The organism is Streptomyces sp. DI166 (genome assembly GCF_900091315.1).
GTDB classification, from domain to species: Bacteria; Actinomycetota; Actinomycetes; order Streptomycetales; family Streptomycetaceae; genus Streptomyces; species Streptomyces fuscus.
Genome location: NZ_FLSP01000051.1, coordinates 46,410 through 60,816, shown reverse-complemented (window position 1 = coordinate 60,816; position 14,407 = coordinate 46,410). Strand labels below are relative to the sequence as shown.

Here is a 14,407-nt window from a genome sequence, read left to right as displayed (position 1 = left end):
CCGACGACGAGCACGTCGGCCGGGTCTCGGTACAGAAGGTCGACGGAGACGTTAGGGCCTATGCGACCGTCCTTGAGCGCCGCGCTGCAGCCGCCGACGTGGACACCGACCCGCCGGCCGGCAGCCCCGGGCTGGAGGGATTGTGGCGGGCCTACCTGCGTCGCAACCCCACCGGTCGTACGGACAAGGACAGGACTCCGCGGTCGGCGACTTACGCGCTGGTGAAGAAGGCGTTCAACCATCTCGAGCAGCGCGGGTTCGTCCGCGCGACCAGTGAGGAAGAGGGCGGCACGTACGCCACCAACGTCCTGTACAGGCTGCACATCCGTGACCAGGCAGCCCGGGAGATGCTCCAGGAGCTGGCCGCCCTGGGCGTGGCGGCCTTGCCGCAGCACGATGCGCCGCTCCCATCCAAGGATCCGAAGCAGCCCGACGCTATGGACCACGGCATGCTCCCGGACTCCGCCCCAGCCACCTGACGCCATCGCGATGTAAGGACCCCTCTCCATGTACGAGTTGAACCGCATCCTGCTGCGCAACTTCGGGCCGCGCGATGCCCGCTACGAAGACGTGAACCTGGACTTCTCTGGCGTGGGCCCCCTGGTTGAGACAGCATCCCTGATGCCGACGCCCGGACACGTCACGCAGCGGCCCTCACCGGCCAGTCTGGTCATGCTTCAGAACGGCGGCGGCAAGGGTGTGCTGCTGACCGGCATCACGTGCACCACGATCCCGTTGCGTCACCATGACCCGGAGGAGCTGCGGAGCTTCGTCGTTTCTCCGGCTCAGCCCTCCCACATCGTCCTGGAGTGGGCTGATGCCCGAACTGGCAGGCTCTTGGTCACCGCACAGATCCTCGCACCCGAGGGCGATGGCAAGCTCAGGCGCCGCTTCTACAGCTTCCACCCGGGTGCCGCCTTATCCGCGGACGATCTACCTTTCCACCGCGACGGTCACTGGTTGCCGTTCGACCACTACTACACCGAGCTGTGCGAACTGCAGGCCACGGTGGAGGCGTTGGAACTGCAGATCGTGGACGGGCAGGAGAAGTGGGAGAAACACCAGGCCGGTCTGGGTCTTGAACCTGGCCTCTTCGATGTCCAGCGCAAGATGAACGCCACCGAGAGCGGGGCGGCCGAGGCGTTCACCACTTCAAGTGCGGGAGCGTTCGTCCAGTGGCTTCTGGAGAAGGCCAACGACGACGACAAGTACGCCAGCCTCGGTAGTGCCTTCGAGACGTATGCCGGCGCCCACGACCAGCGGGAGAAACTGGTCAAGGAGCGAGAGTTCGCGCTGGCCATGGAGGAGATCTGCGCCCGGGTGGCCGAGCGGTACCAGGAGCACACCGACCAGCAGCGCGAGGCTGGCCAGGCCAAGGGCGACCTCACCGCCCTGGCCGCAGGGCTGATGCGTCGGCATCAGATCCTCGCCGCCGCGGCACAGGCCACCACAGGCACGGTCAATACCGCATACCGAGCACATGAAGCGGCCAAGCAGGAACTGGACGTCGCCAATGCACGTGTGGCGCATGTGCGTTGGGCTACCTGCGGTATCGAGCTGGGCGAATCAGTCGAGGAACAGAAGCGAGTCGCTGCGACGACGCAACGGTTGGAAGACCACCTTGCTGGCTGGCGCAGTGTCCCGGTCGCTGTGCGTCACGCGGCTGCCCAGGAGCGCCACGGCCGCATGCAGCGGTCCCTCTCCGAGGCCGAGGAAACCGCCGCCCCCTATGTGCAGGCGTGTGATACCGCCGCGGCAGCGCTGCGGGCGGGCTACGCGGCGGCGGAAGCGCAGGCACGCGCCGAGGCCGGCAATCTGGAGAAGGAGATCTCTCAGTCTCGCAGCAAGATCCAGCAGTGGCGGGAACGAAGCAACTCGCTCCATAGGGATGCCGGTACGGCTGAGGTAGAGCAGCGCCAGTTGCGCCGTCAAGTGCAGGACTTCGAAGAGCAGCTGCACACCGCACGGGAAGAGGGACAGGTACAGCCCGGCGAAAGTGCTGCCGACGCCGCCTCCCGGATGGGCAACGAAGCTGATCACCACGGTCAGCTCTGTGTAGAGGCCAAGAAGGCACAGGATGAGGCCCGCAGCCGCCGGACGCAGGCATATCAGCAACTGCCGGCGCTGCAGGAACGGGCTCTCGAAGACCGCCGCGCAGCAGAAGCGGCCGAAGCGGAGACCGACCGGGTCCGCGTCCGCGCCGACTCCGTGCGCCGCCACCCCGTGACTGCGGAACTGCTTGAACTCGGCCTCGAAGACCTGCAGGACAGCGATGCCCTGACCTGGCTCGCCGACCACTACGCTGCCCTGCACAACTTGATCGGGCGGAAGATCACCGCTCTGGACGGTGCCCTCAGGCAAACACAGCTCCAGCACAGCGCAGATGAAGAACTCCTCGTTGCCCTGGATACCAGCGACGGCCTCCTGCCCGCCACCAAGGAGGTCCGCTCCCTGTGTGCCGACCTCTGTGCCCAGGGTATCGACGCCGTCTCCGGCTGGCAGTGGCTGCGCGACAACGTCCCGGCGGACGATCACCAGCGCCTCATCAACGACCACCCGGACCTGGTCGGCGGCATCATCGTGGGCGGCGGCCCGGCAGCGCTGGATCAGGCGCAGCGTCATCTGGAGCGCACCCGTCCCCTGCCCACGGCGGCCGTCGCGGTAGGAACCGGGGAGCGGATGTTGACGCCGGTGCCCGACACGAGCGGCCGGATGGTGCCCGAGCCGACCCCGGCCCTGCATGACGAACAGGCCGCGACACTCGAACGAGCCGAGGTCGAGGCACGCCTGGCAGCCTCCGCGCAGGCACTGGGTGAGCTCGAGGAACGCATCAGCGTCACCCGCGACCTGGACAACAAGATCACGTACTGGCTGGACGAGATCGGCTCCGTAAGCGTAGGGGCACGGCTCGAACAGCTCCAGGAGCTCCGGACAGCAGCGCAGGCATCCCAGGCCAGCCTTGAGGTAGCGTGCGCCAGTGCCGAACGGAACGACGACGCCGTCACCGCTGCCGAGGAGGTCTACGCACAACAGGAAGCGGCTCACCGCGAGGCCACCGAGGCCGCGCACGCGATGCGTCGCCTCGCGGAAGCCGAGGCGAAAGCCAGCCAGGCACGCGACCGGATCACCGCGCTAGAGGAAGAAGCTCAGCAGCGTCAGCGCGAACTCGAAGAGCTGGGCGAGAAAGAGGAGACGGCACACGGCAACATCGCACGCATGACCCAGGCGGTGGAAGCCGCCGTCCAGCAGGCCCAGAGCCATGCCCAGGCGCGGAAGAAGGTCACCGCTACGCCCGAGGCCGAGCAGGCTCAGTACGCCAAGGGAGCGCCCGGCGAAGCGCTTACCGTCCTCCAGCACCGCTATGAGCAGGCACTCGAGGACCTGCGGAGTGTGGACATCGGAGAGGACCAGCGTCAGCGGGCCAAGGAAGCAGAAGATGCCTTGCGCGCCTGCCAGGACGAGTGGGCGCAGGTCCCTGACCGGGTCAAGCCCTTCGCCCTGGAGTACAGCCGTTCTCCCGCCGCGGCGGATGACGTCCAGCGCGACGCCGTACAGCGCGATCTGGGCCAACAGATCGACGATCTCCACGACCAGTTACGGCGCCTTCGGGACAAGGAGAGCCGTCTCAAGGAACGACACCACACGCTCGCCTCCGAGGCACAAGCCATCAGCACTCAAGACGTCGCGCAGTGGACCCCACACTCCCTCGAAGAGGCTTATGACCTCACCGCGCGTGCCGAGCACGCCCACGCGGAGGCGCAGCAGGCCGAACGCGGTGCCGGCGAGGAGTACAACGCGGCCCGTAGGCAGCAGAGCCAGCACACGCGCGAACTCGACGCCTTCGGTCGTGTCCTGGCCCGCTTGGATGCCACGATCGAGCAGCTCGGCATTCACCCCGCGGCGGACCCCTACGAAGGCACCGCTGATGGGGCCGAACCCGCCGTACGGCAAGCCACAGCCCGATACGAAGACGCCCGGCGCACGCTCACCAGCACCGAGCGCCGCGTCGAAGACAGCGTGTCCTTGCTCAAGGACCAGGCCGGCGACGTCCGCTTCGAGCAACTCGACATCCCCTTGCGTAACCAGATCTCGGCTCTTGACCGGCGGCATATCCCCGCCGCCGCCCGAGAGTGGACTACGGCGTTGCACCGCGCTGCCGCAGCCCTGACGACCCAGCTCGAAGGCATGAGCAAGGCGCGTGAGGCCCTCGTGTCCCAGCTGAGCGGCTTCGTCACCGAACTTCTCCAACAAGTGGACCAGGCAAGCCGGTTCTCCCTCTTCCCCGACGGTCCCACGCCCTGGGCAGGGCAGCGCTTCCTCACCATCCGCTACAGGAAGCCCGAGCCCTCCGTGCTCACCGCCCACATGCGCGAAACCATCGACAACCTCGCCGCCAACCCGCGCACCCGCAAACTCAAAGGCACCGAGGTGGTCATGCGCTGCCTGCACGCAGCCGTTCCCCGCTTCACCGCCGAGGTCATGAAACCCAACGCCACCCAACGGATCGAACGCGTACCAGTCGAGAAGATGGGCAAGATCTTCTCCGGTGGCCAGGAACTGACCGGCGCCATCCTGCTCTACTGCGCTCTCGCCGCATTGCGCACCTCCCCCGGCCCCCGCAGCCGCACCCGCCACGGCGGACTGCTCCTCCTCGACAACCCCATCGGCCGCGCCAATGCCCCCTACCTCGTCGACATCCAGACGCAGATGGCGGCAGCCCTCGGCATCCAGCTCATCTACACCACCGGCCTGAGCGACGAAGCCGTAACGGCCCGATTCCCCGCCACCATCCAGCTGCGCAACGACGCCGAAGCCCGCACCGGCCTCTCCCGCATCCGCCTCGACGACCACGTCCGCAACGCCCTCATCCCCACGCCTCGGACCGCCCCGGAAACCCACGAGCCCGCAGCAAACGGCTACCTCAGCTCCGCACGCCTGTACACCAAGGGGGATACGAACCGATGACCGCGCCCACCCCCGAGCAGCTTCCTCGCCTCTCACCAGGCGCCGTCCGCCTCAGTGCCGCACTGCACGCTCGCGCCGAGAGGGCCACCGTGCCGCGCGCCACCGTGATGGAAGCCTTCACCACGGCCCTACCCGGCACCGCCCGCGGTGAGGACTCCCGCACCGCACTGGCCACCCTGCTCGAAGAACTCTCCGACGCCGGCACCCTGCGACTCCCTCACGGCCAGAGACACAAATGGGACGCAGGCCGTCCCGCCCTGCCCGAACAGATCCGGTTGCCCGCAGTCACCCCGCGCAAGCCTCCTGCTGTCAGCACACGGCGCTCCTACCGCCCAGAACTCGACTGGGCCCACACCGCATACCTCACCTCCGCCCATCACGAGGACCTGGCCCTCATCAACCGATGGTTCCGCGACACCAGCAATCGCCCCGAAGTTCGCGTACCGATCCCCCTGCGCGAACGCTCCTACGAGATCTTCCGGGACGAAAAGCGTCTCGACGGTCTCCTCTCCGGTGCGCTGTTCGCCCCCGGCCGCCTTACCCTGGAACAGCTCGGCACCTTTCGCGAACCACCGCCCCTCGCCTACCGATTGCTCGGTGACGGAGACACTCTCCTGGTCGCCGAGAACAGCGACACCTACGCCACACTCCGAGACCTGCTCACCGCGAATCCCGGGCGCACCAGAGGCGTGGCTTTCGGCTCCGGAAGAGCCTTTGAAGCCTCCGTCGAAACGGTCAAAGAGATCCACGGAATCCAACGGATCGTCTACTACGGCGACCTCGACGCCGAGGGGTTGTCCATTCCCGCCCGCGCCTCAGTAACGGCCACTCAGTGCGGGCTGCCCCCGGTCGAACCCGCCTCCGCGTTGTACGACCTCCTCCTGAGTCACGCCTCCACCCCGGGTCAGGTGGTTTCCGCTGAGCGCGCTCACACGCTTACGGCATGGCTGCCGCCCAGACTGCGACAGAGGACCCACGAGGTCCTGCTGTCAGGCCGCCGTGTTGCGCAGGAAGCCACCAACCGTAACCAGTTGTCCGGCGACGCCACCTGGTGCCCTTGAGCTCGTCGGGAGATCGTGGGCGCCTTCAGGCCCGACGGCATGACCGCCACGTCACGAGTTGCTACGTGGCGTGTGCGGTGGCTTCGTCGTCGCTCTGTCCAGGCAGAAGCTCTACAAGGGACCATGGGAGGACTGCGAGGTCTGCAATAGAGCCAGGAAGCCGCGGATAGCGTTCCAGCTGGTGCATCTTCTGCATCAGGGCGTAGCCCTCCTCCGCCGTGACTAATCCCGCTTTCACGGCCAGCTGCATGATGCCGAGCGTCTCCGCCGTCATGATGCCCTGCCTGATCGCATACTCAAGGGCAGACCTATCGTCTGATATCCACCACGCGCCAGCGAACTGGGGCCAGTGCTGGATGATGTGGCAAGTCTCAGCCTCTCCGAGGTGCTGAAGGTTCCGGTCGGCTTGGCCGCCGAACACGGCTGTGCGGAGATGCCCGACGCTCTCGCGGTCGTTCGAAGCGGTTACTCGGATGGCTTCGCCGAGCCAGCCTTGCTGCCTCAGTTCGTGAAGGGCAGGCAGCTTCTCGGCCGATTTGTGGGCCTCCCGTGCCACCGCCTCGGTCCACTTGCCGCGGCCGTCCAGGACGGCACGAAGCAGGTCGAGGCGCTCGATGGCGGCGAAGTTGCACAGGACTGTGTTGTCCGGGAACAGGATGTCGCTCATGCGGCACCGCCGTTGTCCTGTTCGGCCGCGAGCTGCTCCCTGAGCTTGTCGACGTCAACGCCGAGCAGCGATGCGTACGGACGCAGGGTTGCCCTGCCGGCCTCATAGGCGGCGCGCGTGTCGCGTGCCAGGAGTCCAGGGAGCCTCTTCTTCTCCGAGGCCGCGATTCGCCGGTCGAGTTCGTCTGCGCGGCCGGCGACGACTGCGGCCTCGCGGACGGTCATGCGCTTGTAGTAGTCGCAAGCGCCAGCGTCGATCACGCGCAATTTGAGCAGTCTGTAGGCCATGGTCTCGGGGCTGACCCTGAAGTCGCAGCACAGCGCGCTGAAGGTTTCCCGCGTCAGCTTCGCTGCGCTGACCGCATCGCGCAGGCTTTGCTCGGGCAGCAGGAAGGCGGAGGCGAACGCGTTGGCTCGCTGCTCGCTCGGATCCTTCTTCTGGGCCTGGTCGAAAATGTCGCGATCGAGGTGGACGTCCTGGTCGTCGTCGGCGAGGAGATGCCCGAGCTCGTGGGCAAGAGTGAAGCGCTGACGCGCCGGGTTTGACGTCGTGCTCAGGACGATGAGCTTGGCACCCTGGCCCATCGCGGCGAGGCCGTCAAAGCCGTCGCCCAGCGGCTCGACAGCCACATCAGCGCCGAAGACCGCCTCGATCATTTCGGGCAGGCCGTCCTGGGGTACGGACCGTCCGTGGTGCTGCACCGCCTTCAGAGCTGATCTCGCCAGCGCCTCTCCCTGGGCTGCGTAGCCATTGCCGGAACGCGCTGTCGGGGAGACGGGCCGCCAGGGCTGGGGATAGCCCAGCTTGTCCAGGTCGGCGCGCCGGGCAACGTAATCCCGGGCGACTGCCAGTGCTTCGGCCGCCTTTCCGGTGGTCGTTCTCGCTGCCACGGCCAGTGGCTGCTCAGCCCCGGTGAGCAGCCAATCCATCGAGACGTGGAATTCATCGGCAATGACAGCGAGGTCGACGGACGAGAAGGGGCTCGTACCGCTGAGGCACTCGGTGAGTTGCTCGGCGTCGAGGTCGGCCTGGTCGGCGAAGTCGCGAAGGCTAAGGCCCGACTGGTCGATCAGGCTTCTCACGCGATCGGAGATGCTGGACACCCGTGGACAGTAGTCCGCCGTCTGTGCAGTTCACAAGGCGCGCCGTGCGCGATGTCCGACGTCCGCGTGGACGCTGGCCACGGCTCGCCTCAAGGGTGCGACGGTCTAGTGCTATCTGACCTTGACCTGCTCATACAGGGTGCCTTCGGCTTCGCTCATCTCGCGTTCAACGGTCTCGGTGAGGGCCGGGTTGTCGATGAGGACTCCGAACTCGACGTTGTTGTTCTCCGCGCTCCACGAGAAGTTGGCGCTGGTCACGAGGAGAAGATGGTGGTCGATGGCGAGGAACTTGGCGTGATTTCGGACGTAGGTGCCGTCGAAGGTCTTGGTTCGCCATACCGCAGCGGGTCTCAGATGCGCGGCAACCTCGTTGGTGGTGGGTGCCCGGAACGCCACGCTGTCGTCTGCGGCCCTGGCGTCCAGGTAGACGCGTACGGCGACTTCGGGGCGCTGTGCGGCCTTGTGCAGGGCCGTCCACAGGCCGGAGGTGCGCTGAAAATTGAAGGTTGAGCAGGTCACCGTGTGACGCGCGTTGTCGACGAGGTAGGGCACGGATGTCGTGAGCGGTCCGCTCTGGGCCAGATGGCCGGGCATGGTCCACAGCGGAGTGACCGTGGCGGGCAGCGTCCGTGCGCCCTCGATCGCGCGCAGGAGGACAATGTGGTGGGCTGCTGCCCCGGGTCCTGCGGCTACGTTCTCCAGTAGCTTCCTGGCCTCCGCTCGGTGGCCGAAGGCTACGGCCTTGAGCGCGGAGGTGAGGGTGTCGCCGTCGGCAAGCCGGTCGGCGACACCCTTGGCCTCGCTGCGGGTGAGGAGTTGACCCAGGCGCAGGCCGGCCGGGGCGTCACTCATCGGACGAGAAATAGCCCAAGCTGCTTCCGGGCAGGTCGAGCAGGAAGCGGCGGTCGAGGAACCGGTTGGCACGCTCGCAGGAGGTTTCCGAAGCCATGACGCAGCAGTGGCAGGCGGCGCCGTGGAGGAAGTCCTCTGGGGTCTGCGGGGTGCGCATGGAGCAGACCGGGTCGGAGGAACAACGTCGTGCCTTGCGCAGAGCGCCCGTGACGACGCTTTGGAACCGGGTGGGCTCGCTGAGCTGGACGAGGCCGCCGAGGGTCCCGTCGCTGTCCGAGGCAGTGGTGCAGATCAGGAGTCCGGCTGCAGGCTCCCGGTTCTCGGCTTCGGGCCAGGCATAGAGGCGTTCGCTCAGGCTGGCGGCCGAGTAGCCGCAGGTGAGGGCGAGTTCACGGATCAGGACGTGGGCAAAGGTGTGCAGGAGCCAGTAGCGCGGGGGCTTGAGGCGGCTGTCGGGGTCGACTTGGCCGGCTGTCTCGGAGAAGCGCCGCTCGAAGTTCCGCTGGTGCGCTTCTCGGTGGGCCTGCCACACGTCGGTGTCCAGGATGCGCTTCTCCCAGCCGGCGACGGAGGTCTCGTCGAGCTGGAGGAAGATGCCCTCGCCGCGGTCTTCGGTCGCCACGGTCCATGTCGGCCGGGCCGTCCGGGTCAGCGGCGCCAGACGGCGCGAGAGGTCGCCGACACGGTCCATGTCGTCGATCCTGGTGAAGCCGACCAGGGCGTTGACCTTGCGAAGCTTTTCGACGGCCAGGACACGGGTGATCTCTGGTCGGAGCAGGGGGCCGCGCTCGCGGGTGGCCAGGGTGAGTCCACTCTTGGGATCTTCGTTGCGCTTGCCGAGCATAGGCAGCAGCAGATGCTGCCATTCGGGGACCAGCAGGTCGACCGGATCCCAGTTCTGGCGTTTTTCCGCCTGTTCCTCCGGGGTGTCCTGTGGAGCACAGGCAGCTTCAACAGCCGCGGCCAGTTGAGAGTCGGTCAGGTCGGAGACGTCCACCTGCGAGGTCTCCAGCAGGTCCCGGAGGATGTCGAGGTGGGCGCGGTATTTGTCGAGCTTGTCGCCCAGTGTGGTGCGGATCCGGTCGGCGAGGTCGTGTGCTTTCTCCTGCGGGGAGTCGGGCATGACGATGATCGACTGGGTGGCGGGGAACCACAGGTTGGAGGCACCGACCAGCATCAGACGGGTCTTTTGGCCACAGCCGCGGTGGTCGAAGGCGTCCAGGTGCGGATGGCGGCCCCGGCAGTCCGGAAGCTTGGCCTTGCCGGCCTCGCCCTGCGCCTCGTTCATCGGTCGCTGTGCCTGGCACGATTCGCAGCGGATCACTGCCGATGCACCCTTGCCGGCGGTGCGGTCGACCATCTTCAGTACGGGGAGTTCGGCGTTGGAGCACGGCTGGCCGTGGTGCACCCAGAGGTCGTAGGGGAATTCGTCCAGGTGCCCGTCGACGCACGCCAGCAGGTACCGGGCGGGCACCGCCGGGCGGCGCATCGCCTTGCGGCTGCGATTCCCGGCCCGCCCGGGACACTTGGTGTGCTCAAAGATGGCCAGATCGGTGCGGTAGGGGTGGGTGTTCTTGTAGTCGAACTGAGAGAGCTTGCCGAGCAGGTCGCAGCCGGTGCATCGCAGCCACTGCGGGAACACGCGGGCCGGCACCCCCAGGTCGTTGCCTTCCATGGAGCGGCTGTGTTTCTTCGGCTGCCACGGGTGAGGGCGCAGTTCGACATCGTTGGAACCGAGCATGAACCGCACCACCTGCTTCAGCCGCGGTGCGTGGATGGACGGAGGTGTACCACGGCGGCGCCAGATGCGCTCCCAGTCGTCCAGGCCAGTGGGCATGATCGTGAACTGCGGCAGGTCCATGATCGAGCCGGGGCCGTAGGTGTAGAGCAGGGAGGAGGGGCGGGCCGAGCCGACCTTGGCGCGGTTGTGCTTCGCCTGCTTCTCGGCCTCCTCTTCCAGGTCACCGAGCGGGTCGACGGCCCTGGCTGCGTCGTAGACGAAGCGCTCCTGGTCGCTCACGAGTTCTCCTCCGGCATCACCCACTGGGGCGCAGTCATGGGTTCGATGTACACCAGTCGTTCCTTGATCGGGCTGACCAGGAGGTTGATCTCCGGCTGCACCTCACGCATCGAGTTGGCCACGATGAATGGTGGCGCGTCCCGAGTGTCGATACCGGACTTGGCGTCCTCGGCACTCATCATCAGGGCGTCGTGCCGACTGTCGTCGGTGACCTTCTCGTAGACCAGTGACTTGCGCAGTTCCACCAGGTGCTTGCGGCGCTTGCCCCACTGGTCGAGTCGGTTCTCCAGCCGGTGCCGGGCCCGCTCGGCTGCGTCCTCGTTGCCGGTCAGCTCGATGCGGCGCACGAGCGCCTCGATGAGCTCGGTGGCAAAGTGCCGTTCGGTCTCGATGCGGTCGGCGCCGTCTTCCGGGGACAGCCCCTGGGCGCGTACGGCTTGCAGGACCCGGGCCGCGCTGACCAGGACGCCGTCCAGACCACGCTCCAGCGAAGTGACCGAGAACGGCGTCACCGACAACGCCTCGACCTGCGCGTAGAACGTCTCGTGGTAATGCCGGAACTGCTCGAAGTGGGCCAGGTCACGCGGTCGTGCCCAGTTGCCCAACGATACGACCAGGCCAGGGCGGTCGGCGTCACGGCCGACGCGCGAGGACGCCTGGATGTATTCGGCGGTGTTCTTCGGCTGACCGACCACGAGCATCAGCCCGAGCCGGGTCACGTCTACACCGACTTGAAGCATGGACGTGGCCAGCACCACGTCGTACGGGTTCACTTCCCGCTCGGGCACGCGCGTCTTCGCCTCTCGCAAGGTGCGAAGGTTCCGCTTGCCCGCGGTGGAGTCGAAACCGGGGTCGAATGCGACCGACATCTGATCCAGGGTGGAGGTGATGTCCGCGCTGGCCACACGCGAGGTCAGCTCGGCCACATGAAGTGCCCCGAAGTTGGTGCCAGTCCGGCTCGGCAGCCTGGACCAAGGACGACGCTTGGCCAACGCCGTCTGAATGTCATCCCCCATGTACCGGGCCATACCGGCCAGCTCACGCGTCGCGCTGAAGTAGCCGACCAGCGTCATATACGGATCGGCCGCCTTGCCCGAACGGTCAAGAAGCAGCTGCCCGCCGGCCATGAGCACCTCGGCCACGCGGATCTCCGCCGTGGTCAGACGCACCCCCGTGGTGCTGATCCCGACGTACCGGCGTCCTGGAGCCTTCTCGGAGATCTCGATCTCCTTGGAGAAGAAGGTGTTGCCGGCGTCCAGCGCCTGCGGCGGGAAGATGGTCACGTACCGCCCGTACAGAGCCCGCACCTGGTCGGCTGCATTGCGGGCGGTGGCCGTAGAGGCCACCACCAAGGGGCGCACGGGCTGTCCGTCATGAGTGCGCCAGCTCGTCATCACGTCGACGGCGACCTCGAAAAGTCCAACCGTGGTGCCGAGAGAACCGGTGATCAGGTGCAGCTCGTCCTGGATGATCAGGTCCGGCGGTCGCAGCCGCGTCGCCGGGTGCACCGCGGCGGCCTCCAGGCCGTCCTTCTTCGGGTGCTTGCTGCCGTCCTTGATCGCGCAGTGCGAGTAGTCGGGGTGGACAAAGCCGTGCCGTTCGCAGCGCCGCGAGACGTGCCCGAACAGCGATGCCGCCTCGCCCTCGCGTGCGAGCCGGGCGAACTTATCCACCGTGGCGATCACGAAGGCGGGGGCGAGCCGGTAGATCTCTTCATCGACGGTCAGGACCGGAAGTCCTTCATCGACCTCGCCGCCATCGGCGAAGGGGCACTCGGCCATCTCGTCGCCGCAGTAGACGTACACGCGGCGATGCGCCTTGTCCGCCCGCACGTCCCGCGCCTCGATGCGGGTACCGCACCAGGGGCAGCGCTGGATCTGTAGCACGGTCAGCCGGTAGCCGCGGCCCTGGTTGGCCTTCTCCAGCTGGCTTTCAGCCTCGTCGTACCACTTCGGGCTCACATCGGTACCGACCCACAGTCCGATGCGGAACGGCTCCTGGCCCCACGTCGCCGGGTCCTTCAACCGGGCCCGCTCCGCAGCACACACCAGAGCCGTGGCCCGCTGGAACTGCTGGGCGGTCAGCAGCCGCAACGTGTAGCGCATCAGCACCGCCACGCCCGACCGGCCGTCCAGCGGACCGTCGAACGCGTCGATGACGCCCTGACGGCGCCGGATAGCGAAGGTGTAGGCGGCCAGCCCCAGGTACGCCTCCGTCTTGCCGCCGCCGGTCGGGAAGAACAGCAGCTGGGCTTTAGCAAGAGCACCGGACCGCTTCTCGGCTGCAGGGTCCGACAGCAACGGCAACTGCATCAAGACGAAGGCGAGCTGGAAGGTACGCCACGAGTGCGCGCGGTTGCCCCGCTCCCCCTGCTGCCCTTCCTCCAGGATGGCTTCGCGCGCCTGCTCGATGCTTTCGCGGTCGTCCTCGTTCTGGTTCGCACGCCGCTGCGCCACCTGGGACTGGACACGCTGGTCGGCCATCACTCGGTTCATGAACCTGAAGCACCGCAGCGCCTCGGCATCATCCAGCAGGAACTTCAGTCCCTCATCGAGCTGACTCAGTACCTTGCGTGCGTCGCCGACTGCTTCCCGGCCCTCGGGGCGAAGATGCTCCGGCAGCGCCTCGGCCCGCTGTTCCTCGGCGTCGAGCCAGGCCGCATAAGCGGACACGATCGGCTCCAGCCCCGCGCGCAGCTGCTCCGGGGTGGCCTCCTCCAGCTGACGCATGTCCAGCATCGCCGCCTCGATCTCCTCGGCGGCGATCTGTGGTGTCTCGCTGGTCGGCAGCCACGTCGTCCACACCCTGCTGGCGCGGCGCGCGTCCTTGTCCGCCTCCCAGTCCACCGAGCAGGTCCGCCCGACGGCGAACTCCAGCCGGTTGCGGTACTGCAGCTGCAGACGACGCACCTCGTCGTCCGGCTCGTAGCGAGTGTCCTCCAGAACATCGTTGACCGGCAGGAACACGGCCGTGCCCTCAGCGGTCTCGACGCAGAGCCGAGTCTGGTAGAGCCACGCCTCCACAGGAATCTTGCGGGGCGTCTCCTGGTCGTTGCACAGCGCGATCTCGATCAGCCGGCAGCCACGCTCGGCGTCGTCGTGGCGGTCCACCCGCAGCACGACCTTGTCCTTCAGCACGAACGTCGTCGTACGGGACGGCATGAGCTCGCTGACCTTGACCGTGGTTTCGAACCTGTGCGGCGTGCGCTGATACCGGCGAAGGCGCGAGGTCGGCTCCCCGCCCTCGCCCTGTTTCTCCTTCACCGGCTCGTACGTGCCGAACTCGGTCACCACGGTGAACGCGTCCAGGCCGTCGGGGATCTGGCAACGCAACCCCATCGAGGCCGGGATCATCAGCCCGCGCTTTTGCGGCTGGTCCTCGACGTCGTCCTCTTCCGAGCCGGCACTGCTCTCGTCCACCGCGGTCAGGGGCACGCCCCGGCTCTCGGCCGCGTCCACGGCGTCACCGACGTCGGTCGCGGCCTCCGCAGAATCTGCCTGGGTGGGGTCATCCTGGCCGGCGGTCAGCCGGACCGGGGCGATACGGCCGACCAGATACGCGGAGTCCGGAGCACCGTCGAGGATCTCCTCGGGACCGCCTGCCGGACCAAGGAGTTCACGCTCCAGGATGTCGACGAGATTTTCGCGCACCGTCCAGGAACGTTCGTCCGGGTCAAGGGCGAGATGGTACGCCTGATCCTGCCGCGCAGAGGGCCGCTGCGACTGTGCTGCGGATCCGG

The 14,407-nt window shown here is 67.2% G+C and carries 7 protein-coding genes and 1 pseudogene; 3 read left to right on the top strand and 5 right to left on the bottom strand.

Translation table 11 applies throughout. The features are described 5' to 3' along the window. From GA0115233_RS41175 to GA0115233_RS23815, 3 genes and pseudogenes are all read left to right on the top strand, one after another. Positions 1-479: pseudogene (locus tag GA0115233_RS41175) on the top strand (hypothetical protein); the annotation flags it as partial. 28 nt (positions 480-507) lie between these two features. After that, a complete protein-coding gene (locus tag GA0115233_RS23820) occupies positions 508-4,965 on the top strand; it encodes a hypothetical protein (RefSeq protein WP_093722312.1) in 4,458 nt (1,485 codons plus the stop codon). After that, positions 4,962-6,026, top strand: a complete 1,065-nt coding sequence (locus GA0115233_RS23815) for a Wadjet anti-phage system protein JetD domain-containing protein (protein ID WP_255310332.1) — start codon at positions 4,962-4,964, stop codon at positions 6,024-6,026. The genes GA0115233_RS23820 and GA0115233_RS23815 overlap by 4 nt, the downstream gene beginning before the upstream one ends. 61 nt (positions 6,027-6,087) lie before the next feature. On the opposite strand, the gene GA0115233_RS23810 is transcribed toward GA0115233_RS23815, so the two are convergent. The 5 genes from GA0115233_RS23810 to drmA form a co-directional block, all read right to left on the bottom strand. Beyond that, positions 6,088-6,693, bottom strand: coding sequence for a hypothetical protein (locus tag GA0115233_RS23810; RefSeq protein ID WP_176711916.1), 606 nt, complete (start codon positions 6,691-6,693; stop codon positions 6,088-6,090). Continuing rightward, positions 6,690-7,796 carry an XRE family transcriptional regulator gene (locus tag GA0115233_RS23805; protein WP_218063528.1) on the bottom strand — a complete coding sequence of 369 codons (1,107 nt, stop codon included), beginning with the start codon at positions 7,794-7,796 and terminating at the stop codon, positions 6,690-6,692. Before GA0115233_RS23805 ends, GA0115233_RS23810 begins: the two co-directional genes overlap by 4 nt. A 111-nt stretch (positions 7,797-7,907) precedes the next feature. Next, positions 7,908-8,648, bottom strand: coding sequence for a DISARM system phospholipase D-like protein DrmC (drmC, locus tag GA0115233_RS23800; protein ID WP_093722311.1), 741 nt, complete (start codon positions 8,646-8,648; stop codon positions 7,908-7,910). Beyond that, complete coding sequence (gene drmB / locus GA0115233_RS23795) at positions 8,641-10,668, bottom strand: DUF1998 domain-containing protein (protein WP_093722310.1); 2,028 nt, start codon at positions 10,666-10,668, stop codon at positions 8,641-8,643. The genes drmC and drmB overlap by 8 nt, the downstream gene beginning before the upstream one ends. Further along, positions 10,665-14,318: a DISARM system helicase DrmA gene (gene drmA / locus GA0115233_RS23790; protein WP_255310330.1), complete on the bottom strand. Its 3,654-nt coding sequence runs from the start codon at positions 14,316-14,318 to the stop codon at positions 10,665-10,667. The genes drmB and drmA overlap by 4 nt, the downstream gene beginning before the upstream one ends. Positions 14,319-14,407: the final 89 nt, after the last annotated feature.